21 protein-coding genes and 3 pseudogenes are annotated in these 23,392 nt (G+C 61.7%); 14 read left to right on the forward strand and 10 right to left on the reverse strand.

The genetic code is table 11. The annotated features are described in order from the left end of the window. Positions 1-101: 101 nt before the first annotated feature. The 7 genes and pseudogenes from JN403_RS18955 to JN403_RS18985 all read left to right on the forward strand — a co-directional run bounded on the left by JN403_RS18955 (position 102) and on the right by JN403_RS18985 (position 6,801). Positions 102-1,472 (forward strand): MFS transporter, encoded by a 1,371-nt coding sequence (locus JN403_RS18955; RefSeq protein WP_205483772.1) that lies wholly within the window; start codon positions 102-104, stop codon positions 1,470-1,472. Further along, positions 1,453-2,382, forward strand: coding sequence for a 2-hydroxyacid dehydrogenase (locus JN403_RS18960; RefSeq protein WP_205483774.1), 930 nt, complete (start codon positions 1,453-1,455; stop codon positions 2,380-2,382). The genes JN403_RS18955 and JN403_RS18960 overlap by 20 nt, the downstream gene beginning before the upstream one ends. 118 nt (positions 2,383-2,500) lie before the next feature. After that, on the forward strand, positions 2,501-3,295 hold the full coding sequence (locus JN403_RS18965) for an NYN domain-containing protein (RefSeq protein ID WP_205483776.1): 795 nt from the start codon (positions 2,501-2,503) through the stop codon (positions 3,293-3,295). 33 nt (positions 3,296-3,328) lie between these two features. Further along, entirely contained in the window at positions 3,329-3,577 is a 249-nt protein-coding gene (locus JN403_RS18970; RefSeq protein WP_205483778.1) for a hypothetical protein, read from the forward strand. Positions 3,578-3,649: 72 nt separating this feature from the next. Continuing rightward, entirely contained in the window at positions 3,650-4,525 is an 876-nt protein-coding gene (locus JN403_RS18975) for an EthD domain-containing protein (protein ID WP_205483780.1), read from the forward strand. 190 nt (positions 4,526-4,715) lie between these two features. After that, entirely contained in the window at positions 4,716-6,014 is a 1,299-nt protein-coding gene (locus tag JN403_RS18980; RefSeq protein ID WP_122623863.1) for an MFS transporter, read from the forward strand. A gap of 11 nt (positions 6,015-6,025) precedes the next feature. Then, positions 6,026-6,801, forward strand: a pseudogene (locus JN403_RS18985) (substrate-binding domain-containing protein). On the opposite strand, the gene JN403_RS18990 reads toward JN403_RS18985, so the two are convergent. Both JN403_RS18990 and JN403_RS18995 read right to left on the reverse strand, forming a co-directional pair. Then, the gene (locus JN403_RS18990; RefSeq protein ID WP_205483782.1) at positions 6,787-7,695 is read right to left on the reverse strand and encodes a LysR family transcriptional regulator; all 909 of its coding nucleotides are present in this window, start codon (positions 7,693-7,695) and stop codon (positions 6,787-6,789) included. The pseudogene JN403_RS18985 and the gene JN403_RS18990 overlap by 15 nt on opposite strands. A gap of 114 nt (positions 7,696-7,809) precedes the next feature. Next, a complete protein-coding gene (locus tag JN403_RS18995; protein ID WP_205483784.1) occupies positions 7,810-8,436 on the reverse strand; it encodes a pyridoxamine 5'-phosphate oxidase family protein in 627 nt (208 codons plus the stop codon). A 163-nt stretch (positions 8,437-8,599) separates the two neighbouring features. Between JN403_RS18995 and JN403_RS19000 the strand changes: the two genes are divergently transcribed. Together JN403_RS19000 and JN403_RS19005 are read left to right on the forward strand one after the other, a co-directional pair. Beyond that, positions 8,600-8,785, forward strand: coding sequence for a DUF2986 domain-containing protein (locus JN403_RS19000; protein WP_205483786.1), 186 nt, complete (start codon positions 8,600-8,602; stop codon positions 8,783-8,785). A 250-nt stretch (positions 8,786-9,035) separates the two neighbouring features. After that, complete coding sequence (locus JN403_RS19005; RefSeq protein WP_240356670.1) at positions 9,036-9,398, forward strand: hypothetical protein; 363 nt, start codon at positions 9,036-9,038, stop codon at positions 9,396-9,398. 59 nt (positions 9,399-9,457) lie between these two features. On the opposite strand, the gene JN403_RS19010 is transcribed toward JN403_RS19005, so the two are convergent. The 4 genes from JN403_RS19010 to JN403_RS19025 are packed head-to-tail and all read right to left on the reverse strand — an operon-like array spanning position 9,458 to position 13,037. Then, positions 9,458-10,978, reverse strand: a complete 1,521-nt coding sequence (locus tag JN403_RS19010) for a glycosyltransferase family 39 protein (protein WP_205483788.1) — start codon at positions 10,976-10,978, stop codon at positions 9,458-9,460. Between the two features lie 3 nt (positions 10,979-10,981). Beyond that, a complete protein-coding gene (locus JN403_RS19015) occupies positions 10,982-11,260 on the reverse strand; it encodes a lipid-A-disaccharide synthase N-terminal domain-containing protein (RefSeq protein ID WP_122534684.1) in 279 nt (92 codons plus the stop codon). After that, complete coding sequence (locus JN403_RS19020; RefSeq protein ID WP_205483790.1) at positions 11,257-12,015, reverse strand: glycosyltransferase family 2 protein; 759 nt, start codon at positions 12,013-12,015, stop codon at positions 11,257-11,259. Before JN403_RS19020 ends, JN403_RS19015 begins: the two co-directional genes overlap by 4 nt. After that, a complete protein-coding gene (locus JN403_RS19025) occupies positions 12,015-13,037 on the reverse strand; it encodes an NAD-dependent epimerase/dehydratase family protein (RefSeq protein WP_205483792.1) in 1,023 nt (340 codons plus the stop codon). The genes JN403_RS19020 and JN403_RS19025 overlap by 1 nt, the downstream gene beginning before the upstream one ends. 395 nt (positions 13,038-13,432) lie before the next feature. Here JN403_RS19025 and JN403_RS19030 point away from each other — a divergent pair, with 395 nt between their 5' ends. Beyond that, positions 13,433-15,505 (forward strand): calcium-binding protein, encoded by a 2,073-nt coding sequence (locus tag JN403_RS19030; protein ID WP_205483794.1) that lies wholly within the window; start codon positions 13,433-13,435, stop codon positions 15,503-15,505. Between the two features lie 244 nt (positions 15,506-15,749). On the opposite strand, the gene JN403_RS19035 is transcribed toward JN403_RS19030, so the two are convergent. Further along, positions 15,750-16,670: an NADP-dependent oxidoreductase gene (locus tag JN403_RS19035; RefSeq protein ID WP_205483797.1), complete on the reverse strand. Its 921-nt coding sequence runs from the start codon at positions 16,668-16,670 to the stop codon at positions 15,750-15,752. Positions 16,671-16,689: 19 nt separating this feature from the next. Further along, on the reverse strand, positions 16,690-17,127 hold the full coding sequence (locus JN403_RS19040) for an ester cyclase (RefSeq protein ID WP_205483799.1): 438 nt from the start codon (positions 17,125-17,127) through the stop codon (positions 16,690-16,692). A gap of 91 nt (positions 17,128-17,218) precedes the next feature. On the opposite strand from JN403_RS19040, the gene JN403_RS19045 reads away from it, so the two are divergent. After that, positions 17,219-17,449 (forward strand): LysR family transcriptional regulator, encoded by a 231-nt coding sequence (locus tag JN403_RS19045; RefSeq protein WP_240356671.1) that lies wholly within the window; start codon positions 17,219-17,221, stop codon positions 17,447-17,449. Further along, a complete protein-coding gene (locus JN403_RS19050) occupies positions 17,422-18,129 on the forward strand; it encodes a LysR substrate-binding domain-containing protein (protein WP_240356673.1) in 708 nt (235 codons plus the stop codon). The genes JN403_RS19045 and JN403_RS19050 overlap by 28 nt, the downstream gene beginning before the upstream one ends. Positions 18,130-18,179: 50 nt before the next feature. Here JN403_RS19050 and JN403_RS19055 read toward each other — a convergent pair whose 3' ends face one another. Beyond that, positions 18,180-19,808: a methyl-accepting chemotaxis protein gene (locus JN403_RS19055; protein WP_205483801.1), complete on the reverse strand. Its 1,629-nt coding sequence runs from the start codon at positions 19,806-19,808 to the stop codon at positions 18,180-18,182. Between the two features lie 298 nt (positions 19,809-20,106). Between JN403_RS19055 and JN403_RS19060 the strand changes: the two are divergent. Further along, a pseudogene (locus tag JN403_RS19060) lies at positions 20,107-21,416 on the forward strand (ATP-binding protein). A gap of 322 nt (positions 21,417-21,738) precedes the next feature. Further along, the gene (mntP, locus tag JN403_RS19065; protein ID WP_205483803.1) at positions 21,739-22,305 is read left to right on the forward strand and encodes a manganese efflux pump MntP; all 567 of its coding nucleotides are present in this window, start codon (positions 21,739-21,741) and stop codon (positions 22,303-22,305) included. 39 nt (positions 22,306-22,344) lie between these two features. Here mntP and JN403_RS19070 read toward each other — a convergent pair. Next, positions 22,345-23,384: pseudogene (locus tag JN403_RS19070) on the reverse strand (EamA family transporter). Positions 23,385-23,392 lie beyond the last annotated feature (8 nt).

A 23,392-nucleotide genomic window follows, 5' to 3' on the forward strand; every position in this document is an offset into this window, starting at 1 on the left:
TATGGGACTGATAATCACATATTGAGGTATCTGGACATGTCGTCTATGGTGGACGTCAGTGCTCCCTATCAGCTCCCTTTATAAAAACAACAGGAAGTCCCATGCCCACGCCATCTCTGGATTCGGGCCTGCACGCCAGCACCATGAAGCGCCTCAACCTCAAGTTGATCCCCTTCCTGATGCTGCTGTACATGGTCGCGTACATCGACAAGTCGAACATTTCCGTTGCCGCATTGCAGATGAATGCCGAGCTGGGCCTGACCGCCCGCATGTACGGCATCGGCGTGGGGCTTTTCTTTCTGACCTACATCCTTCTTGAAGTCCCCAGCAGCGTCATTCTCACGCGGGTCGGCGCGCGGCGCTGGATTGCGCGGATCATGATCACCTGGGGCATTGTTGCCGCGGGCATGGCGTTCGTGCAGAGCGCGAATCAGCTGTACGGCATGCGCCTGCTGCTGGGCGCCGCCGAGGCAGGTTTTACCCCGGGCATCATTTATTACCTGTCGCAGTGGTACCCGAAGACCGATCGGGCCAAAGCCATGTCGTTCTTCTATATCGGCGCCGCCCTGGCGTCAGTGATTGGCTTGCCGCTGTCGGGGGCGTTTCTGCACCTGGACGGGTATTTCGGCGTCAGCGGCTGGCGCTGGCTGTTTCTGCTGGAAGGCCTGCCGGCGGTGATCCTCGGCATCGTCGTGTTGCGCTACCTGCCGGATTCGCCGCAAAGCACACACTGGCTGCAGGCTGATCAGAAGGAGTGGCTGAGCCGCACCATCGCGGCTGAACAGGCGAACTCGCCGATTTCCCACCATGCCGCCTGGCAGACTGCGTTTCGCAGCCGTCAGGTCTGGCTGTTGAGCCTGTTCTGGCTGCTGCAAGCGTTCGGCACCATTGGCATCACGCTGTTTTTGCCGCTGATCGTCAAATCGGTGTCCGGCCAGGAATCGTTCACCGTCAGCGTGCTGTCGGCGCTGCCGTTCCTGTTTGCCTGCGTATTCATGTATTTCAACGGCATCCATTCCGACCGCAAGGGCGAGCGTGGCTGGCACCTGGCGCTGCCGCTGATGGCGGCCGGAGTGCTGCTGGCGCTGGCGGTGTGGACCAGCAATCCGTGGCTGGCCTACGGATTGCTGGTGGTGGCGGTCGGCCTGAACTGGGCGGCCACGCCGGTGTTCTGGGCGACGACGACCGAATACCTTTCGGGCGCTGCGGCCGCGGCGTCCATTGCGCTGATCAACTCCATCGCCAACATCGCCGGCCTTGGCCTGCCGCCCGTCATGGGCTGGATCAAGGACGCCACGCAGAGTTACGACTATGCGTTGCTGTTGGTTTCCGCCGCTCTGTTGGTGGGCGGTGTGCTGGGACTGTTCCTGGCTCGCGCGCCACGTGCAGCGCCTGTCGCTGCCACCGCAACTGCTGCCGCTGCTCCTGCCACTCACATCACCCGAGGTCTAGATGAAGCCAAGGCTCCTTAAAATCGCCCGCTTGCCGGCCATGCTCGATGACGCGCTGTACGCGACCTACGAAGTGGTGGAAGCCGATCAGGACGGCACTGGCGTCGGCCAATCCACCGCCGACATCCGCGCCATGGTCGCCAATGGTGAATCCACGGTCAGCCGTCAGTTGATCGACAGCCTGCCTGCGCTGGAAGTCATCGTCGTGTTCGGCGTGGGCTACGACGGCGTGGACATGGCGGCGGCCCGTCATAGGGGCATTCGTGTCACCCACACCCCCGACGTACTCACCGAGGACGTGGCGGATTTCGCCATGGCCTTGATGCTGGGCATCGCCCGCAACCTGCGCAAGGCCGACCGTTTCACTCGCTCGGGCGCCTGGGCAAGCGGCCCCATCGCCTTCAGTCGCAAAGTCAGCCGGGCGCGATTGGGCATCATTGGTCTGGGCCGTATTGGGGCCGCCATCGCCCGCCGGGCCCAGGGTTTTGACATGTCGATCGCCTACACCGGGCGACGGCCGCAGGACGTCGAGTTCACCTATTACGCGTCGGCGGTAGAACTGGCAGCAGCGGTGGATTTCCTCGTGGTGGCGGTCGGCGGCGGCGCCAGCACCCACCATCTGGTGGGCGCGGAGGTGCTCGAAGCCTTGGGCCCCAAGGGCTATCTGATCAATGTCGGCCGTGGCAGCGTGGTTGATGAAAATGCCCTCGCCCAAGCCCTCGCCGAGGGTCGTTTGGCGGGCGCGGCACTGGACGTCTACGAAAACGAGCCGCACCCCGCCGCTGCGCTGCTTGATCTGGACAACGTCTTGCTCACCCCGCACATGGCCAGCGCCACGTGGGACACCCGGCAGGCGATGTCCGATCTGGTCATGGCCAACCTCCACGCCTGGCACAGCGGCGCAGACTTGCCCACGCCCGTTCCGGAATAGTCTGACGTGGCCTGCGGCTCGCCGAATTGATCACGGTGCCGCAGGAGCCCTGATTCGTTGCCTGTCTGAAAGCAGGGTTTGGCGGTATGGTGTGGCATCCCCTACTCAAGGAAGATCCATGGCCGCTCATACCGCCAGCCACGCTCAAAAGCACCTCGCCGTTCTCATTGATGCGGACAACGCCCCCGCCGCCATCGTCGAAGGCTTGTTCGAAGAAATCGCCAAATATGGCGTCGCCAGCGTCAAGCGCATCTATGGCGACTGGACCGGGCCGCAGCTCGGCGGCTGGAAGAAGGTCCTGCTGGACCACTCGATCCAGCCCATCCAGCAGTTCGCTTACACCAAGGGCAAGAACGCCACCGACAGCTCGCTGATCATCGACGCCATGGACCTGCTGTACACGCGGCGCTTCGACGGCTTTTGTCTGGTCTCCAGCGACAGCGATTTCACCCGCCTGGCCTCGCGATTGCGCGAAGAGGGCCTGACCGTGATCGGCTTTGGAGAAGAGAAAACACCCCGGCCGTTCGTGGCGGCGTGCGACAAATTCATCTACATCGAACTGCTGCGCGAAGAGGTGATCGCCGCCGCCAGCGCAGAGCAAACCCTCGATGCCCCCGCGCAGTCAGATGTGGCGAAGCCCGCAGCGGCAGAAACCCCGAAACGTCCCAAAGCACCTATCGGGTTTATCGCGAAAATCCTCGACGACATCGCCGATGAAGACGGATGGGTCCAGCTCGGCGCCCTGGGCACCAACATCACCAAGCTGCGGCCGGAATTCGACCCGCGCACCCACGGCTACAGAAAGCTCAGCGACCTGATCAAGGGCTACCCACAAGCCTTCGAGTTGCAGGCCAGACCCGCGTCCAGTGGCACGGCGGTGATGTACGTCAGGCACAGACAAAACGGTAAATAACCCAATCCGCGTTTTTCATTTATGGAGACTTCCATGCCCCTCTTCTCAGTCGACTATCGCTTCAAAGACCAGCCCCGCCACCACCGCTTCGAGCTGAATCAGCCTGAGCTGTCGGTGAGCGAAGCCGCGATGCACCTGCTTGAGCTGCATTTCGGCGACAGCGAAAACAGCCTGATCATGCCCAATGCGGATGCCCTGCCGGATGAGATCACCGAACAGGCCGGCCAGCTCGGGCTGACGGACATTCACATCACGCAAACGGCGAACGACGTCGCCGTGTAGAAACGTTGAACCCTGCAGCGGCACCTGCATCCGATCACTACGACTGAACATTTCCCGACTGACAGGTGCCCCATGATCGAGATCAACAGCTACACCACCGTGAAACGCCGGGAGCGCGTGCCCCATGATGTATTCGCTCACTACTGGCGCGATGTCCATGGCCCGCTGTGCTCGCGACTGCCTGGCTTGGGCTTGTACATCCAGCACCATTTCTCCCGGCAGCAGGACGCGCACCTCTGGCCCCTCGCTGATGGCATCAACGAGATTCAGGATTACGAACTGGACGGTGGGGTGGAGATCGGTTTTGAATCCGCTGCAGATCAGAAGCAGTTTCAGCAGGCCAGCCCGATCCTGTTTTCGGACGAGCAGAACATGTTCGACGAAACCCTGGCGTACGCCCTGCCCCAAGGCTCGCTGACCCTGACCAACGCGCTGGCGGATGAGCGCTTCAACGGCACCGACACCTTCGACCGCATTCACGTGCACTTCAGCCCCCGCGAAACACTGCCGCAGTTGCATGCCTACTTGAAGTCGAACCTGGGCCCGCTGCTGGCAAGCGCTGAAGGGGTGGTTAAAGTCTGTCTGCACCTGTGCGAGCCATTCGAAAACGACGGCCAGCACCCACCTGCGCCCAACGTTGCGCACTTCGCCAACCCGGCGCGCGCGGAATTGGCCGTGCTGGAAATCGCGTTCACCTCGCCGCTGGCGCGTCGTGGTTTTTTCCAGAGTGACGTGTTCCAGAACACCTTGCCTGAGCAGTCAAAGCACATTGCCCAGCTCAAGACGTTCGCCGTTTCCGGGCTCTACACCTACGTGCGCGACAAGTCCCTGACCACCGCAGGATTGCGCGGCAGTCGGGCAGCCGAGCTGATTGAATACCTCGGCGCGGTGAACCAGGTTCAGCCCGATGTCGAGGCGCTGATGCTGAAAGGCACCCAGGCCAGCTAGTGGTTCTGTCGGTGGCCGTGGCTCACGGCTGCCGACAATTGCATGACTTGGGAGCACCCCCTGCCGCCTCAGGATTGATCTGATCCATGCATCAAAGGATGAAAAAATAACGATTATCGTCGTCTGAAAATTGCCACAGAATCTCCAGTTACAAGCGCTTACAAACTCAAAAAAAACGCTGGAGAACAACATGCATCAACCGCCAAGCCAGACCTCCTCCGGGAAGTCCAGGGCAGGAATGGTCTTCCGGGTCACCTCCGGAAACTTTCTTGAACAGTTCGACTTTTTCCTCTTCGGCTTCTACGCCACCCAGATCGCCTCCGCCTTCTTTCCCGCCGGCAACGAGTTCGCCTCGTTGATGATGACCTTCGCTGTCTTCGGCGCAGGTTTTCTGATGCGGCCACTGGGCGCTGTGCTGCTGGGCGCGTACATCGACGATGTCGGGCGCCGCCGCGGCCTGATCGTGACGCTGGCAATCATGGCCAGTGGCACGCTGCTGATTGTCCTGGTGCCGGGTTACGCCACGATCGGCCTGTGGGCACCGGCACTGGTCTTGCTCGGGAGGCTGCTGCAGGGATTCTCCGCAGGCGCAGAGATGGGCGGCGTGTCCGTCTATCTCGCCGAAATGGCAACGCCGGGGCGCAAAGGTTTCTACGCCAGTTGGCAATCAGCCAGTCAGCAGGTGGCCATCGTTGTCGCCGCCGCCCTGGGTTACGGCCTCAATCAATGGCTGGCCCCGGCCGAGCTGTCGGCGTGGGGCTGGCGCATTCCATTTGCCGTCGGCTGCCTGATCATTCCGTTCATCTTCCTGCTGCGCCGCAGCCTCGAAGAAACCGCTGAGTTCACCACGCGCAAACATCGCCCGACGATGAAGGAAGTGTTCGCAACACTGCTCGGCAATGCCAGTGTGGTCATCCTCGGCATGTTGATGGTGGCAATGACCACCACCGCCTTTTACATGATCACCGTCTACGCCCCGACCTTCGGCCGCTCGGTGCTGCAGCTGAGCACCAGCGATGCGCTGATCGTGACACTGCTGGTGGGGGTGTCGAACTTCTGCTGGCTGCCCATCGGCGGCGCGCTGAGCGACCGACTGGGGCGCAAGCCGCTGCTGCTGGCGATGTCATTGCTGACGCTGGTCACGGCGTATCCGGCGCTGTCATTCCTGGCCCAGGCGCCGACCTTTGCCCACATGCTCGAAGTGCTGCTGTGGTTTTCATTTCTCTACGGCATTTACAACGGCGCGATGATTCCCGCCCTCACCGAAATGATGCCCGTCGAAGTGCGCGTCGCCGGTTTCTCCCTCGCCTACAGCCTGGCGACGGCGATCTTCGGCGGCTTCACGCCGGCTGTTTCCACCTGGCTCATTCACCTGACCGGCGACAAGGCAGCGCCGGCCTACTGGATGATCTTCGCCGCTCTGTGCGCCTTTACCGCGACGCTGGTGCTGTACCGCCGTCTCGCCACTCAGTCACTTGCCACTGCTTGAAGGACCCTGTCATGAACGCTGTACTAAAACCCCTCTGCGTGATCGCGCTGGCCAGCTGCGCCTACGGCAATCTTGCCTACGCCGAAGAGCTGACCGTCATGACCTCCGGCGGCTTCACTGCCGCCTATCAACACTTGGGACCGCAATACGCCGAGCACAGCGGCAACACACTGAAAACGGTGCTCGGCCCGTCGATGGGCAAAGCGGCGGAAGCCATCCCCAACCGGTTGAGCCGCGGCGAGCACGCGGACGTGGTGATCATGGTGGGCTACGCCCTGGATGACTTGATCAAGCAAGGCAAGGTTGACGCCGCCTCGCGTGTCGAACTCGCGGACTCGCGCATCGGCATGGTGGTGAAGGCCGGCGCAGACAAACCTGCCATCACCACGGATGCGGAGCTGAAAGACACCTTGCTGGCGGCCAGTTCAGTGGCCTATTCAGACAGCGCAAGCGGCGTCTACATCGAGAAAGAGTTGTTCAGGAAACTCGGCGTTCAGCCGCAGATGGCGACCAAAAGCAAGATGATCGAACGCATTCCGGTGGCCTCCGTTGTGGCCAAGGGTGACTACCAGCTCGGCTTCCAGCAGGTCGCCGAATTGTTGCCGATCCCCGGCGTGACCTTCGTCGGCAAGATTCCGGAAGACGTGCAATCGGTGACCCGCTATGCGGCGGGTATTCCGAAAAATGCCGATCACCCCGTTGAAGCGAAGGAGCTGCTGAAGTTTCTCTCTTCCCCGACGCCCAGGCCAGCATTCGCGAGACCGGCCTGGACTCAGTCCCGCGGTAACGTCCCGGGCAGCGCGCGAATCCGCTGTTCCAGCTCCAGTGCCGCGGGCGTCAATGTGCGTCCGCGGCGTTTTAGCACCCCCATCTGCCTGACCACCTCCGGCTCCACCAGCCTCACTTTCGCCAGGATCGGGTGGGCAGAAATCGGCATGGCAATGGACGGCACCACCGCAATGCCGAGCCCCGCCTCGACCAGGCCAAGCACCGTCGTCACGTGGCGTGCTTCGCAAACGCTGTTCCTGCCCGGCTGAAAACCGGAAAGCGCGCGATCCAGCACCAGACGATTGCCCGAAGATTTATCCAGCGTGATGCAGTCGTGTTCGCACGCCTGGGCCCAGGTGACAGTGTCGAGGACGGCCAGCGGATGGTCGCGGCGGCAGGCAATCACGTAGTGCTCTTCGAGCAGCGGACTGAACTCGATTTCCGGCGCGAGGTTGCCGGTGAAACTCACTCCGAAATCGGCCTCGCCAGCAGCCACCGCCGCACTCACCTCATTGGCCGACACGTCGATGAGTCTGATCTTCATCAGCGGGTATTGCCCGTGAAAGCTGCGTATCGCATGGGGCAAGAAGTAGTAGGCCGCTGAAGGCACGCAGGCCACGGTCAGCGTGCCCCTGCGGTTGGCGCCGCCGTCGCCGATGCTGAGCAGCGCCAGATCCAGGTCATCCAGGAGACGTTCGACCTGGGGCAGAAACGCTCGCCCCACGTTGGTCAACGAAACCTTTCGCGTGGTCCGCTCAAACAGCTTGACCCCCAGGGCGGACTCCAGCTTTTCGATGCGGCGGCTCAGCGCCGACTGGGTGATGCGGATGGACTCGGCGGCCCGGCGAAATCCCTGGTTTTCAACCACTGCGCGAAAAGCCTGGAGGTCATTGAGGTCGAAGTTGATGTTCACGGCACGGCGTCGCTTTGATCGAAGACGGGCATCAATGGTAAGGCGCAATCCATTCGCGAGCCATCCCCGGGCAAGTCTCATGGCGCGCCGCGGGTGTGGATCGGATCGGATTGGTTAGTACAGCGTGTCGGCGATCCTGCCCGGCAGCGCCTTGTCATATGCTTCGCCGTCGATGGCCGCTTGGGACACCTCTTTGAGAATCTGCCCCGCCGTCGGCAGTGTGCTGCGCGGTACCTGCTTTGACGCATCCCACAGCCCTGCCCTGATCACCGCCCGGCTGCACTGGAAATACACGCTGGTGACGTTGATGCGCAGCACCGATTTCGGCGCTTTCCCCTCGACCGCAAAACGCGCCAGCAGATCGGGCGCGATGGATATCTGTGCCGTGCCGTTGACGCGCAGGGTTTCGCCGACGCCCGGGACCAGAAACAGCAGCGCGACCCGCGGGTCTTCAACGATATTGCGCAGGGCGTCGACGCGGTTGTTGCCGCGTCGGTCCGGCAGATACAGCGTCTGGCTGTCTTCGATGTGCACAAAGCCCGGCTGATCGCCCCGGGGCGAAGCATCCAGTCCCCCAGGCCCTGACGAGGCGAGAATCAGAAAGGACGCCGCTTCGATGAACGGCCGGTAAACCGAGTGAATGTGGTCGACTTCTTTGACCAGCGACGGTGGCGCGATCGGGCCATAAATGGCTTCCAGCGCCTGCACGGTTGTCACGTTCGAGCTGTCTTCAAGATCCATCGTGGTTCTCTGCGGTTTCTTCTTGAATGAAAAGGGTCGGAATGCAATGACGCTTCATGCCCGTTCGGGGCAATAGTGCCTGATGCATGTGGCAGATCGAGCGGCGATCTGATTCACTGCCTGCCTTTTCACCGTCCAGCCTCTGCACACCGGGTAAACAGGCATGAATCGTCGTAAGAAACTCAACCAGATACTCAGAGCCAACGCAAAAAAGGCGAGTGCCAAACTGGCGCCGAAGAACAAAGACACCTACGTCAGCAAGGCCGATCGGTTGAAGCTGGCTGAGGCCAGTGCTGAAGCCACGACCGAATCCACCCCTGAAGCGGTCCACCCTTCCGAGACGGTTTGAACACCCTCCATTTGCGATGCGCCGCCTACCCCTGGTAGGACCGGCTTCAGCGGGGAAGAGGCCAGTGCGTACGCCATCAATTTTTCAGTGTGATTACCGAAGCCTTCCCGGCTAATACCGGTCCCACAGGGCGCGCGCGGTATCAGTGGGACCGGCTTCAGCCGGGAAGAGGCCAGTCCATACGCCATCAATCTTGCAGCGTGACTTGCGACGCCTTCCCGGCTGAAGCCGGTCCTACAGGACGCGCACGGTGTCAACAGGCGTCTCGGCTTACGTCGATGAAGGCCGGAATCGCTGGTCCGCCGCGCACATTTCAGACACTGCTCGGCTGTACCGGCTCGCGCTGGAAAAACACCAACCCGGCGCTCGTTATCACGCAGCCGCCGAAAGCCACGTCCCCTTCCACCTCATCGCCGAAGCCCTGGGTGAAGGCCTGGGACTGCCCGTTGTGTCGGTGCCGGCGGACGAGGCGATGGCTAGGTTCGGCTGGCTGTCGAGCTTTGTCGGGCGAGACATGGCGAGCCATAGCAGCAAAACCCGCGAACGGTTGGGCTGGGTGCCGACCGGGCCGGGTTTGATTAAGGATCTCAAAGGGTGTTTTGAACGAAGGTGAATGATCCGTAGAGACGCCGAGCTGCCGCTTCTAACGAAAGGCCCGTGCGCGAAACGGGCCTAGAGCGCGTCGGAACCCCATGAGAAGCGATAAACGCGCACAGGCGCCGGCGGCTGGCAGCGACCATTGTCCGCATCGGCCCCGACAATCAACCATTCGGCCCTGGACGTCGAGCCCAACCGGCGAGCCTTCTCCACCACGAAGCACCGCTCAAGCTCGCCGGCGGGCACCAGGGCAAAGGCAGATGGATGGTTGCGCAGCCAGAGCGCCGCGTGCTCAAGGGCCGATTGATCGGCGAACCCGAAATGCACCACCGGCTGGCGGCCGAACAGCCAGTGGCCTTCCCGCCAGCCGACCAGCACCAGTTCGGCGCCGTCAGTCAGCCGGGCCGCTTCCCCCATCAGCAGCTTGTGGGGATTGGGGCCGTCGGTAAACGGCTCGACGAACCCACGGCCGAACCACAGGCAAAACCACGCCACCACCGCCACGCCAAACACGGCGCGGGCCTTCGGACGATGGCCAAACCAGCGTCGAAGCAACCAGGGAATCAAAGGCGCCGCGGCCAGCACCAGGCCGGGCAGCGCAGGGAAGATATAGATCTTGCGCTTGCCGGTGCTCAGGCAGAAAAACAGCACCACCAGGACCACCCAGCCCAGCAACAGCAAGATCCGCGCGTCGTGCTTTCGCAGCTGGCGGCGCCAGGCGGGTACCAGCCACGGAAGCGCCAGCACCAGCGGCAGCCAGTACTGGGGAACGACGGTCAGGAAATACCAGAACGGTTCGCGGTGATCCCAGGCCGACGCGTAGCGGCCACCGGTCTGGTGAAACAGGATTTCCTTCAGGTACGCCACTTCGTCAGGGCCACCCTTGAGCCAGACGGTGGCGAGCAGCGGGACAACCCAGACCGCGCAGCCCGCCAGCACCACCAGAAAGCCGGCCGCCCAGCGTCTCCCCTGCCCCGGCATAACGGCCACGCCCGGCCATCCCTTGCGCACGGCATAGGCGTAGGGCACCAGCATCAATGCCGGCAGAAAACCCACCCCTTTGCTGATGATGCCCAGGCCCATGGCCAGACACCCAAGGTAGAACCAGCCCCACGCCGGGCCCAGCAACAGATGCCGGACCATGCCGTAGAAACCAAGCGCGACCCATAGACAGAGGAAGCTGTCGATCTGGCCGGTGCGCAGGATGCTGTAGGTCTGGTAAGTCGCCAGAAACAGCAGCGCGGCAATGCGACCCACCCGACGGCACCACAACCGCCGCCCCAAGTCGTACAACACCGCTGTAGCAGTCGCTGCCGAGAGCAGGCCCGGGATGAAGAGTGCCAGTGACGACGAGCCGGTCAGCCAGGTGAAGAACGCCACCGTCCACATGAACAACGGCGGCTTGTCGCCGTAGATTTCACCGGCCCGATGGGGGATCAGCCAACTGCCGCTGTGCAGCATCTCCAGGGCGACGCCCAGAAAGCGTTCTTCGTCGACATTGAGCGGCTGCCGGATGCCAAAGCCGGCGCCGACCAGAATCAGCGCAAGCGCAACCAGCGCCAGGCACTGCAACGCGGGAGATTGGAAACGTCCCACGGGCTATTCCTTCAGGTCTTTGTGTTTGGCAATGAGTTGCAGGTTGCGCAGATAAACCACGAAGCCAAATGACTGGCCGATGATGAATACCGGGTCTTCGCGGTAGATCGCATACGCCAGCAACAGCGCGCTACCCACCATGCTCAGGTACCAGAAACCCACCGGAATCACGCTGCGTTTCTTGATTTCGCTGTACAGCCACTGCAACACGAAGCGGCCGGTAAAGACCGCCTGACCGAGAAATCCCACCGTGAGCCAAAGCGCTTCGCGCGTGAAATTCATCCGTTCATCTCCTCGGGCTGCGTATTGAGTCGGGTGCGGCGCACCAGCCACCAGACGCCGAACAGGTCGAGAATGCCGACAAGCGCGCGGTCCAGATTGCCGTAGTTGGAAACGCCCGCCTGGCGATGACGGTGGTGGACCGGGTGGACGATCATTCGGCCGTGATGGCGCTGGATCAACGCGGGAATGAAGCGGTGCATGTGGTCGAAGTAAGGCAGTTGCAGAAACGCCGTTCGCTGGATCAGTTTCAGCCCGCAACCGGTATCGGGCGTGGCATCTTTGAGCATGCGGCTGCGCAAGGCATTGGCGAAGCGGGACGCCCAGCGCTTGCTCGCGGTGTCTCGGCGGTTGACGCGGTGCCCTGCGACCAAGGTCATCGGCTGGCCCGGGGTCCGGTCGTTGACCTGCCCCGTATTGCGCACCAGCGCCAGCATGCCGGGCAGGTCCGCGGGGTCGTTCTGGCCGTCGCCGTCCAGCGTCGCCAGCCATTCACCGCGTGCAGCGCGGGCGGCATGCCAGATCGAGGTGCTCTGCCCGAGGGACACCCCGTGGTGCAGGATTCGCAGGGGCTCAAAACCTGAAGCCTTGATCTGCTGCAGAACCCGCAACGTGTCGTCGGTGCTGCCGTCGTCGACCACCAACACCTCGTATCGCTCTCCGGCCAGCGCGGTGCGTACTTCATTCAGCAAAGAAGGCAGGTTTTGCGCTTCGTTTTTTGCCGGGATCAACACCGACACGAACACCGATTCACTCATCACGCCCACCGCTTCTCTTGTTTTGATTGACTGGCCTGTTTCGCTTGTGTGCCCGGGTAGAAATCGCCATACCAGCGCACGAATTCAGCCACGCCCTGCTCCAGCCCCACCTGGGGGCTGAAGTCGATCCATTTCGCCAGGCCGGAGACATCCGCCCAGGTTTGCAGCACGTCGCCCGGCTGAAGCGGCAGGTAGTTGCGCCTGGCCTGAATCCCCAGCGCTGACTCCAGGCACTGGACGAAGTCGAGCAGCTTCACCGGCTCGCCTCGCCCGATGTTGAACAGCTGACACGGCGCAACACCGTCCATAAGCGGCGGCGGCAGCGGCAACAGCCGGGTCATCGACTCGATGATGTCGTCCACGTAGGTGAAATCCCGCGCCATCTCGCCGTCGTTGTAGATATCGATGGGCTCGCCTTGGAGGATGGCCTGGGTAAATTTGAACAGCGCCATGTCCGGCCGTCCCCATGGACCGTACACGGTAAAAAACCGCAGCCCCGTGGCCGGAATCCGGTACAGATGCGAATAGCTGTAGGCCATGAGCTCGTTGGCGCGCTTGGTCGCGGCGTACAGGGAAACGGGCTGTTCAACGGCGTCTTCCACGGCAAACGGCATCTTGGTGTTGGCGCCGTAGACCGAACTGCTCGACGCATAAATGAGGTGCTTCACGGGGTACGCCCGGCAGGCTTCCAGGACGTTGAGAAACCCGACCAGGTTGGCATTGGCGTACACGCCCGGGTGGTCGATGGAATACCGAACACCGGCCTGGGCCGCCAGGTGAATAACCTCGTTGAAGCCGGACGCGCTGAACAGCCCGAGCAAGGCGTGTGGGTCGACGATGTCGATGGGCTGAAACTGAAAAGAGGGGAAGTGTTCGAGCTGCGCCAGTCGGGCACGCTTGAGGTCGACACTGTAGTAATCGTTCAGGTTGTCGATGCCGACCACTTGAACGCTCAGGCTGCACAACCGCCTGGCCATGTGAAAGCCGATAAACCCCGCTACCCCGGTGATCAGCACCGTCATTGCGCGAGTGCCGGCCGGCGGCGAGCAGCCTGATTGAGTCCTGCATACCCTGAGCGTGAGACCGTGACGTTCATTTCATGAGTCCTTGTTACAGAACCCGCCAACCGCCCGGAGCTCAGGGCTGCACAGCTGATTCTGTCGGATGCTTGATCAAGCGACGTGAAACTGTGTCACAGCAATATTTAAGCAATGTGAACAGGGTTGAAGTCACATCGCGTCAGGCCCGTCAGACGTTCGACCAGCGCAATGCAGGTCTGTCGAGCGATCCCTCTAGCACAGCCTTGATGGCTTTCTGCCGACGGGAAAATCGTTGGCATTTTTGGATGCCGTCACGGTCAACCCCCAGGGTGTCACGCCTTCAAACCCTTCATCCTCCATGTCAAAAGGAAAATGTCATGGCTTCAACCGACAGCAAGCCCACCATCGATTACACCGTACGCACCGGTCCGGGCACCGTGCAGGTGGACCCCTCCACCGGGGGTGATCAAACCTGGAGCATCGTTCTCCAGCCTGACGGCAAGATCATCGTCGGCGGCGAAAGCTTCCAGACCGCCATTGGCTATCCGGGCTCGCCGGGCGATGAAAGCTATGGCACACGCGGCAGCTTTACGGCGGTGCGCCTCAACAGCGATGGCAGCCTGGACAACAGTTTCGGCCAGGACGGGATCGCCCTCGTGCCTGCCAGCCTGGATCCGGAAGACGAGGCTTACTACGTTATGGCCGTGCAGGCCGACGGAAAAGTGCTGTCGGCGCAGCCAGGGCTTGGGGGTTTGAAAGTCGAACGCTTCAACCTCGATGGCACCTTGGACACCACGTTCGGCAAAGGCGGCGCCGCTGCCCTTGATGTACCGATCAGCACCGATGGCATGGCGATTTACGCCACAGCAGATGGCTCGATATACGTCAGCCTCCGCGGCACCTCGCAAGCGGTGGTGTTCAAGCTGGACAGCAGCGGTACGCCGGCGGAAAACTTCGGTGTCGACGGCACACTCGTCCTCAACCCGACCGGGCACTACGGCACCGGCAATATCGCCACTGTTGTGCAGCCCGACGGCAGCGTATTGCTCGGCAGCTGGCTGTACGTGGGCTCCGACGGGCCCCACGACCCGGGCGATCCGGTTTATGCCGTTCAGCGACTTGCCGCAGATGGCAACCTGGATACCGCGTTTGGGGTGGACGGCGTGGTGTACTTCGATGCCGCGCTGGGGCTGGACTACCGCGCTGCGGTAACCGTGCAAGCCGATGGCAAGATCATCATTGCCGGCGAGAGTTCTGACAACACCGCCTTCAACGTACTGCGGCTGAATGCCGATGGTTCCTTCGATACCTCCTTTAGCGAGGACGGCAAACTCACGATTCAGGTGCCTCAAGGCGAGAAGAATTATGCCCACTCGGCGATCGTTCAGCCCGATGGCAAAATCCTCATCGCTGGCGACGTGATCACCCGCCTGAACGCCGATGGCAGCCTGGACACCACCTTCGGCAGCCAGGACGGCCAATACCACCTAGACGGCTCCAGCGAGGCCAATCACCTGATTGGCAACGACACGGCCGAGATCATCCGCGGCCTGGGCGGTGACGATGTATTGCAAGGCGCCGGTGGCCGTGACGTGCTGACAGGTGGGGACGGCGCAGACATTTTCCGTTTCAGCCAGATCAGCGACAGCTATCGCACCGCTACCGAAACCGGCAGCGACCGGATTCTGGACTTCGACGCCTCCCAGGACCGTGTAGACCTGATTTCACTGGGTTTCACCGGCCTTGGCGACGGCCACAACGGCACGCTGGCGATCCAGGCCAATGCTGACGGCACCCGCACCTATCTGAAAAGCTTCGATGCCGACGTTGACGGGCAGCGTTTTGAACTGGCGTTCGAAGGCAATCTGACGGGGCAATTGAACAGCAACAACCTGGTGTTCACCGCCCCCACCGTCGAAGGAACGGCCGGCAAGGATGTGGTCACGGGGAGCGCAATGTCGGAAGTCATCTATGGCCTGGCCGGTAACGACCGTATCGACGGCGGCAGAGGCTCGGATGTGATCATCGGGGGCGCGGGTGCCGACCAGTTGAGCGGTGGCGACGACCCGAACCTCTCGGTCTATGGCCGTAACGGCATCAATGACGCTGACGTGTTCCGCTACACGGCGGCCACGGACAGCTACCGCACGGACAGCCAGAGTTTTGTGGACCTCATTGTCCGGTTCGCCAACAACAACGACAAAATCGACGTGTCGGCGTTGGGTTACACGGGTTTCGGTGACGGTACCGGGGATACGCTGAAGCTGGTCTATAACCACGACCTGGACCGCACCTACCTCAAGGATGTGGAACCGGACGCTCAGGGCCATCGGTTCGAGATCGCCCTCACCGGCGACTGGACCCAGGACCTGGGCAATACTGAAATGATCTTCGCGCAGGCGGAGGAAGTGACCCTGGTGGGCATGGCCAGCGAGGCTGCCCTCGGCTAACAGGCGGGGTGCGACGAGGGGAACGGCTCATGCGCGTTCCCCTCGTTCAACGCTTAGAGCCGGTGACCCGCATCAACCCACTCGTTATAGGACTTCAAGATCCGCATCGGTGTACCTGCAACCATCCAGCCGCCACTCCCGTCTACAGCCTTCGATTTCATGACCCCATGCTTTGGCTGCGCGTGCCCGCGAACATCAAATCTACGAGCCATCGGCGTGTCGTGACATGGATGACGCCACTGAATCAATGGGCCGTACGGATAATGACCTTACCGGAGGCATGCCCGGTGGCGACTTTCTCCAGTGCGGCGCGGGTCTCGTCCAGGGTGAAGATCGAGTCGGTCACAACCTGCAGTTGCCCTGCACTGAACTGCCGCACCGCCTCCTGGAGATACGGCGTGGCGCTGGCAAAGAACACGGCTTCGCCGGCATGGTCTTCGCGGGATTCGATGTCGAACTCCACGAGGGTCGCAATCCGTCCACCCTTGCCGAGTACCGACCAGGAGCTTTCCAGTGTCGAGCCGCCCACCGTGTCGAGCACCAGGTCGATGTCACGCAGCCTGGTGAAATCCTGAGTGCGGTAATCGATCACTTCGTCCGCGCCCAGGCTGTTCACCCGTTCGATGTTGCGTGCGGAAGCCGTGGCAATGACGTAAGCGCCCGCCAGATGCGCCAGCTGCACCGCCATGCTGCCTACACCGCCCGCTCCCCCATGTATCAAGACGCGTTGGCCGGGCTTTAATTGCCCCACCTCAAACAACGCCTGCTGCGCGGTGCCGAACGACGTCGGCAACGCCGCCGCCTGCTCGAAACTCATGGAATCCGGGATCAGACACAGCTCGGTGGCGGCAATTATCAGCTGCCGGGCAAAGGCGCCTCCCGCAGTGGGCGTGCTGCGGCCGAACACGGGATCACCGGGTTTCAGCTGCGTCACCCGCTCACCGACGCTGCTGACGATGCCGCTGAAATCGGTGCCCGGGATGTATGGCAGCTCAACGGGAAAGACCGGCTGCATGTACCCGGCGATGATCTTCAGATCCAGCGGGTTGACGCTCGCCGCCTCGACCCTCACGAGGACGTCGTCCGCGCCTGGCTTGCTCAGATCGAGGTTGTGCAGCGTGACGACCTCAGGGCCGCCGAATACAGAAATGGACGCTGATTTCATGATGGCTTTCTCGCGGTCTTCAGGCTTGAGGGAATTGACCGAGTTGCAGGAACAGGCCGAACCAGTCCTCCATGTGCCACGTGGTGACCACGCGGCCGTTCTCCAGCGCATGGAACTCATGCAGTCGGAAGCTCACCTGTTTGCCGGTGGCGGCAATGCCAAATAATTCGCCGAGGTGGGTACCGGTTATTTCAGCGCGCACGGCGATCTGGCCGGGGGCCTGAACCATGTCGTGGATGACGATACGCACATCCGGAAACGCGTCGGCAAGGCTGCGGATAATCGGTTTGATGCCCTCGGGGCCTGGGCCTTGCCCGGGTGCCAGGGGGATGTCATCCCAGTCGGCAGCCAGCACGCTGTCGACGAGGTCGGGATTGTTCTCGCTGAACGCGCGGTAGAGGGTTTCAACGGCCTGGCGTTCGGTGTGCAGGCGGGTGGCAAGTTCTGCGTTTGTCATGAGGCTGCTCTCGTCGTGGGGTGTGGCGAGAGTGTGAGCGCAGGGCTACCATCCGTATAACAAATGGCTCGTATATAGGTTTATTTGATTTATGGATTTTCATGGCATCGATCTGAACCTGCTTGCCGCATTCAATGCTCTGATGGACGAGCGCAACGTCACGCGCGCCGCCACCCAGGTCGGCGTCAGCCAACCGGCCATGAGTGCGGCGCTTTCGCGCTTGCGCAAGCTGTTGGGCGATCCGCTTTTTTGCGCAGCCCTGACGGCCTCCTTCCAACGCCCCGTGCCCGTGAGTTGGCCCAACCCGTCGCCGAGGCGCTGAGCCAGATAAAAGCCGCGCTGTTGAAAATGCCTGACTTTGTCCCGGCCGATGCCGTACTCACAATGAACCTCGGCTTGTCGGACTATCCCGCCTTCGTGCTGCTCCCCACGCTGCTGCAGACCTTGAGCGAACACGCGCCACACCTGTCGATCAATGTTCACGCAGTGAATGACCGCGACCATGCCGTGGACATGCTGGATGCGGGAGTGATTGATGCGGCAATCGGTGTATTGCCGAGCCATCAAGACGGTCGCATTTTCACGCGACCCATTCTGCGTGACGTGTTCGTCACCCTCATCGCCCATGGCCATCCGGCAGCCCGGAGCGGCATGGACATGGACACTTACCTCTCGCTGCCCCATGTACTGGTTTCGCCCGAGGGTGAACGACACGGCTTGGTGGATCAGGCGCTGGCTCAGTTGGGCAAACAGCGCACCCTGGCACTGACGCTGCCACAGATGTTTGCAGTGCCGGCGATCGTCGCCTCCTCCCGCATGACCGCCACCGTCCTGAGGCGCATTGCCCTCAGCTCGCCAACGGGAGGAAAACTGATCCTGTTCCCGCCGCCGGTAGCCCTGCCGGAGATCACCTTTCATCTCATCTGGCATCGTCGTGGCAACGGGAACCCGGCTCAGGAATGGTTGCGGGGCATGATCGAATCGGTGGCCGCAGGGCTTTAGAAAACCGTTGTTCGGTCCAGAGCGCCCGCAGGAAGATCCGCAATCGCCGCTTAGATCTGGAACTGCCTGGTCAACCGGTTTAACCCGGAAGCGAGTTTGGTGAGCTCTGCCGTGGCAAGCGCCGTCTGGCTTGCCCCTACGGAGGTTTCGCTGGAAAGATCGCGAATGCTCACCAGATTTCGATCCACTTCACGGGCCACCTGCGCCTGCTCTTCCGAGGCCGTGGCAATCATGAGATTGCGCTCGTTGATCTGGTTCAACGAGGCGGTGATTGCCGCCAGCACTGCACCCGCCCCGCTGGCCATTTCCAGGGTTTTATTGGCCTGCACACTGGTCTGGTTCATCGAGGACACCGCACCGCTGGTGCCCGTCTGGATCGAGCCCACCATTTTCTCGATCTCCTGGGTCGATTGCTGAGTGCGATGGGCCAAGGCTCTGACTTCATCCGCCACGACCGCGAAACCGCGACCCGCCTCTCCTGCCCGGGCCGCTTCGATGGCTGCGTTGAGTGCGAGCAAATTGGTCTGCTCGGCGATGGCTCGAATCACATCCAGTACCTTGCTGATGTCGGTGGCCATGACGGCCAAAGATCTCACCTCGGCGGAGCTGGCCTGCACATTGGCGACCATCACGTTGATCGCCGACACGGTCTCTTCAACTTGCGTGCGTCCGGCGTTCGCCGCAGAGCTCGACTGGGCGGTCAGCTCGGACGTAGAGGTCGCGTTGCTGGCAACCTCCTCCACCGCGGCGCTCATTTCGGTCACCGCGGTGGCGGCCATTTCAATCTCGTGGCTCTGGCGCTGGATGGTCCGCGAAGCACCCTCTGTCACGGCGTGCATTTCTTCACAGGTCGCCGCGAGCTGCGTGGAGGAGTCACCAATCAGGCTCAGCGCCTGGCGCAGGTTTCCCTGCATGACCGCCAACGCCTTGATCAGCCGGGCCGCTTCGTCGGTACCATCGGATTTGATGTCCTTGCTCAAATCATTTGCCGCAATACGCTCGGCAATTTCCAGCGACTCGCCGATGGGTCGGGTAAGACTGCGGGTGTACATCAGCGCGAGCAGCAACGACGTCGCCACGGCAACGGCGATGAAAAGGCCCACAATCAGCAGGGTTTGCTGATAAGCAGCGTCGGCGTCAGCGCCGGCTTTCAAGGCTTTGCCATCGTTGACCTCAATCAAACGGGCTATCGACTGTTCCACTGCCTGGGCGGCGTCTCTCATTTGGTTATTGGAGAGGGCCACGGCGGCATCAAGCTGCCCGGCCGCAATGGATGCCAGATACTGATCCTGCGCGGCGGTATAGCCACGTTGAGCTTCTTCAAAGGTCTGGTACGCCTCTCGGCCCTTGGTGGTCACGATCAGGGCGCCCAGTGATTTCAAGTGGGTAGCGATCAATTGCCGCGACTGCTGAATATCGCCGAGGGCCTTGGCTTTGCGATCCTGGGGTTCGAGGGGGTTGCGCAAACGAGCGTTGTTACCCCTGATGCTCACAAACTCTCGATCCAGTTGACCGAGCAATTTGACGCTGGGCAGGACGTTGGTCTCCACGTACTTCTCTGCTGAATTGAGAAGATCGGCCTGGCGCAGGGCGAGCAACCCGATTGCGATGATCATCGCGCAAAAGAAACCGAAGCACAGGGCAGAACGTGGGGCGAGGTTCAGTTTTCTGAGGATCATGGCGGGGGTAATCTGAAGGATGTATACCGTTATCGCCTTGATTTTCCGACGCTTGAACATCAAGCGCCCCAAGCGGTGCTTATCGGACCAACAGCAGGTTTCTCACCTCGAATGGGTGGGTTTGTCCGTATGATGTTGCGTTTTGCCCCCTCTGCACACGGCGATAGTGCTTGGGATCAACCCACGCGTGGCTGACGGCTCCCGACAGCGCCCCGACCACCGACAGGCCGGTGCTCTTGCGGGGCGACGGGTCACAGCGCATGATGCGCGATCCCTTTTTTCTCCACGCAGATTATCAATGTCCCATCATCCCGCCCCCTTTCCTTTCAACGAGGAAGAGCGCGCCCTGTCCCTCGAGCACCTGGATGTGCTGGACTCCGGCAGCGAGAAGGCATTCGACGACATCGTTCTACTGGCCACCACCCTGTGCGACGCGCCCATTGCGCTGGTGTCCCTGGTGGATCGAGATCGCCAGTGGTTCAAGGCCTGCATCGGCCTCGGAGTGCAGGAGACCCATCGGGATCTGGCCTTCTGCGGCCATGCGATTCTCGACCCCGCGCAGGTGCTGGTGGTTGAAGACGCCGCCCTGGACCCTCGCTTCGCTTCCAGCGCGCTGGTGCTCGGCCCGCCCTACATTCGTTTCTACGCAGGCGCCCCTATCGTTACGGAAAGCGGTGTCGCCCTCGGCACTGTCTGCGTAATCGATACCCAGACCCGGCAGCTGAGCGAACGTCAATCCCTTGCGTTGCAGGCCTTGGCCCGGCAAGCCGCTGCCTTGCTGGAAGCCCGGTTGCTGGGCAAGCAGCGCGCACGGCAGCTCGCGCAGTTTGAGGAACAGTTCAAGCAAGCCGAGCAGAACCCCAGCGAAGTGACCCCGCTGCTGCAGAACTCGCGCTGCATTTCATCGCTGGGCATGCTCACCGCAAGCATTGCCCATGACTTCAACAACTTGCTGCAGAGCGTCAGCGCTGCGTTTCAAATGACCCGCCTGCGCTCCCGCCGGCCTACCGACGTCGAGCGTTTCGCCGAGACCGGTCTGCAAGCCGTGGAGCAAGGCCGGCAGCTCATCAGTTATTTGATGTCGAGCGTACGCGGTGACGGGCCTGAACTCATCTGTATCGACGTGACCGCACGCCTTCACGCGGCGCAGTCGCTGATGCGCCACTCGATGAGCGAACGCATCGATCTGAGCTTCGATTTCGCTGAGTGGGGTTGGGGTGTGCTGTGCATGGAGGCCCAACTCCACGCCGTGGTCATGAACCTGCTCACCAATGCGCGCGATGCGCTGAAGGGTACCGGTCAGGTCCATGTGTCGACCCGATGGGTGCACGTGGAAGATGATCTGTCGCTCCAGCAGGGCGACTATCTGGTCGTCAGTGTCCGGGACAACGGCCCCGGCATGACTGCCGAGGTCGCGCACCAGGTGTTCGAGCCCTTTTTACGACCAAGGCGGTTGGCGAAGGAACGGGGCTGGGGTTGGCCCAAGCCAGGGATTTTGCGATCAAATCTGGCGGCGATGCGCGCATCGACACAGCGCCCGGCGCCGGTACGACCGTGAGCCTGTATCTCAGAATCCTGGGCTGTATCGCGACATCGGAAGCGGTTTAGCCGCCATCACATCGCATGCGCAAGCGTGCCGCTTCGGCCCGTAACGATTTTTCCTGTACGTGGCGGTGCACAGGTCGGCCCCCTGCCCGGCCGAAGCAAAATCATACGCGACGACATTTCTTTTACATTCAAGCGCTATAGTGGCGGCCCTTGTTGGGGAGTAGCCTGCTCTGGACTCATTGTCCCAGAGCGTTCGTGTCAACATTCTCGGCGGCCTGCCGTGGCACGAACACCTTCGGGTTGGCGAGACCAACGATGCATCCATGCCTAAAGTCGGGCGTGTGGTAGCGTCGTTGACTCACAGCCCGACTGGAACATAGCCGTGAACCCGATTTCCCTCATCCTTCTTGCTCTGGCCATGTCCACGGACGCTTTCGCAGCGGCCATCGGTAAAGGCGCGAGCCTGCATAAGCCTCGTTTTATCGAAGCGCTGCGCACCGGTCTTATCTTTGGCGTCATCGAAGGCATCACGCCCCTGATCGGCTGGGTGATCGGCCAGGCCGCCACGTCCTACGTCCAGAACTGGGATCACTGGATCGCCTTCACCCTGCTGGTGGTCCTCGGCGTGCACATGATCTACAACGGCCTCAAGCACGAAGAGGCCGAAGAAGAAAAGCCCAAACAGCATTCCTTCCTGATCTTGGCCGTGACCGCGTTCGCCACCAGCATCGATGCGCTGGCCGTGGGCGTTGGCCTGGCCTTCGTCAACGTGAATATCCTGGTGGCTGCCGCCGCCATTGGTGTCGCCACGACGGTGATGGTCACGATTGGCGTGATGCTGGGCCGCGTGCTGGGGACCGTGGTGGGCAAACGCGCGGAAATCATTGGAGGCATCGTGCTGATGCTGGTCGGGGCGACGATCCTTTACGAGCACTTGTCCGCAGCGTAACCGCAGGGGCCAGGTGCGCCCTCCCTTCATCCGACGCCGCTAATGGGTATGCCGGTGATGGATATCCGGAAAGTGAGGATGACTGTGGCGCACCTGCGCATGGTCGTGAACATGGCTGTGTGGGCCCGTCCCCTTCCACTCAAAAGCGTGTTCATGCTGGTGGTGCTCATCGTGAACATGCCGGTGTGCATGGGTCATCGGCACGTGCTGATGCTCATGTCCGTGACGTTCGGTGAGGTGAAGCCACACGCCAACACCCATCAGGACAGCGGCCACCCAGAAAGCTCCCGACACAGGCTCGCCGAGGAGGAGGATCGCAATGGCGGCGCCGAGAAAGGGGCAGTTGAAAAATACGCCCCTGTCCGCGCGGAGCCCAGACCACGAAGGGCGAGAACAAAGAGCACCAAGCTGACGCCGTAGCCGAGAAACCCGAGCGCCAGTGTCTGCCCGAGCACCAGGGCATCGGGAAGTCGGGCGCCCAACAGAAACGCCAGCGAACAATTGACCAACCCCGCCACCAAGCCTTTGAACCCAGCCAGAAAAAGCGCATCGGACGCGGACACCTTGCGTGTCAGGTTGTTGTCGATGGCCCAGCACAGACAGGCAGCGCCGACGGCGAGCGGCCCGAGCCAGTCATGGGCTTGCAGGCTTTCATGGGGCCAGGCCAGCACCACGCCACCAGCAATGATCGCGATCATGCCCCAGACAATTCGCCGGTCAGCACTTTCCTTGAACACCACCCACGCCAACAGTGCTGTCAGCACCGCTTCGAGATTGAGCATCAACGAGGCAGTTGCGCCAGAGGTCGTGGTGAGTCCAAACATCAGCGCCACCGGCCCGAGCACGCCCCCGAACATAATCGCGCCCAGCAACCAAGGCCACTCGGACGGCGTCAGGCCGACGTTTTTCCAGCCACGGTCACGCACCAACCGGACAAGGGTCAGACCCAGACCACTGCCCAGATAGAGCAAGCCTGCGAGCAACACAGGGGGCACATCGAGCCCGAGAAGTTTGGCAAGCGGGGTGCTGGCACCGAACAACGCGGCGGCGGCCAATGCGTGGAAAATACTGGTATTCATGGATGACA

Origin of the sequence: Pseudomonas sp. 15A4, from assembly GCF_016925575.1 — a bacterium.
GTDB lineage: Bacteria > Pseudomonadota > Gammaproteobacteria > Pseudomonadales > Pseudomonadaceae > Aquipseudomonas.

What these genes read in the sequence shown, in the direction of transcription:
- JN403_RS18955 (WP_205483772.1), top strand. Translation starts at nt 102, where the DNA reads ATGCCCACGCCATCTCTGGATTCGGGCCTGCACGCCAGCACCATGAAG.
- JN403_RS18960 (WP_205483774.1), top strand. Translation starts at nt 1,453, where the DNA reads ATGAAGCCAAGGCTCCTTAAAATCGCCCGCTTGCCGGCCATGCTCGAT.
- JN403_RS18965 (WP_205483776.1), top strand. Translation starts at nt 2,501, where the DNA reads ATGGCCGCTCATACCGCCAGCCACGCTCAAAAGCACCTCGCCGTTCTC.
- JN403_RS18970 (WP_205483778.1), top strand. Translation starts at nt 3,329, where the DNA reads ATGCCCCTCTTCTCAGTCGACTATCGCTTCAAAGACCAGCCCCGCCAC.
- JN403_RS18975 (WP_205483780.1), top strand. Translation starts at nt 3,650, where the DNA reads ATGATCGAGATCAACAGCTACACCACCGTGAAACGCCGGGAGCGCGTG.
- JN403_RS18980 (WP_122623863.1), top strand. Translation starts at nt 4,716, where the DNA reads ATGCATCAACCGCCAAGCCAGACCTCCTCCGGGAAGTCCAGGGCAGGA.
- JN403_RS18995 (WP_205483784.1), bottom strand. Translation starts at nt 8,436, where the DNA reads ATGGATCTTGAAGACAGCTCGAACGTGACAACCGTGCAGGCGCTGGAA.
- JN403_RS19000 (WP_205483786.1), top strand. Translation starts at nt 8,600, where the DNA reads ATGAATCGTCGTAAGAAACTCAACCAGATACTCAGAGCCAACGCAAAA.
- JN403_RS19015 (WP_122534684.1), bottom strand. Translation starts at nt 11,260, where the DNA reads ATGAATTTCACGCGCGAAGCGCTTTGGCTCACGGTGGGATTTCTCGGT.
- JN403_RS19020 (WP_205483790.1), bottom strand. Translation starts at nt 12,015, where the DNA reads ATGAGTGAATCGGTGTTCGTGTCGGTGTTGATCCCGGCAAAAAACGAA.
- JN403_RS19025 (WP_205483792.1), bottom strand. Translation starts at nt 13,037, where the DNA reads ATGACGGTGCTGATCACCGGGGTAGCGGGGTTTATCGGCTTTCACATG.
- JN403_RS19030 (WP_205483794.1), top strand. Translation starts at nt 13,433, where the DNA reads ATGGCTTCAACCGACAGCAAGCCCACCATCGATTACACCGTACGCACC.
- JN403_RS19035 (WP_205483797.1), bottom strand. Translation starts at nt 16,670, where the DNA reads ATGAAATCAGCGTCCATTTCTGTATTCGGCGGCCCTGAGGTCGTCACG.
- JN403_RS19040 (WP_205483799.1), bottom strand. Translation starts at nt 17,127, where the DNA reads ATGACAAACGCAGAACTTGCCACCCGCCTGCACACCGAACGCCAGGCC.
- JN403_RS19045 (WP_240356671.1), top strand. Translation starts at nt 17,219, where the DNA reads ATGGATTTTCATGGCATCGATCTGAACCTGCTTGCCGCATTCAATGCT.
- JN403_RS19055 (WP_205483801.1), bottom strand. Translation starts at nt 19,808, where the DNA reads ATGATCCTCAGAAAACTGAACCTCGCCCCACGTTCTGCCCTGTGCTTC.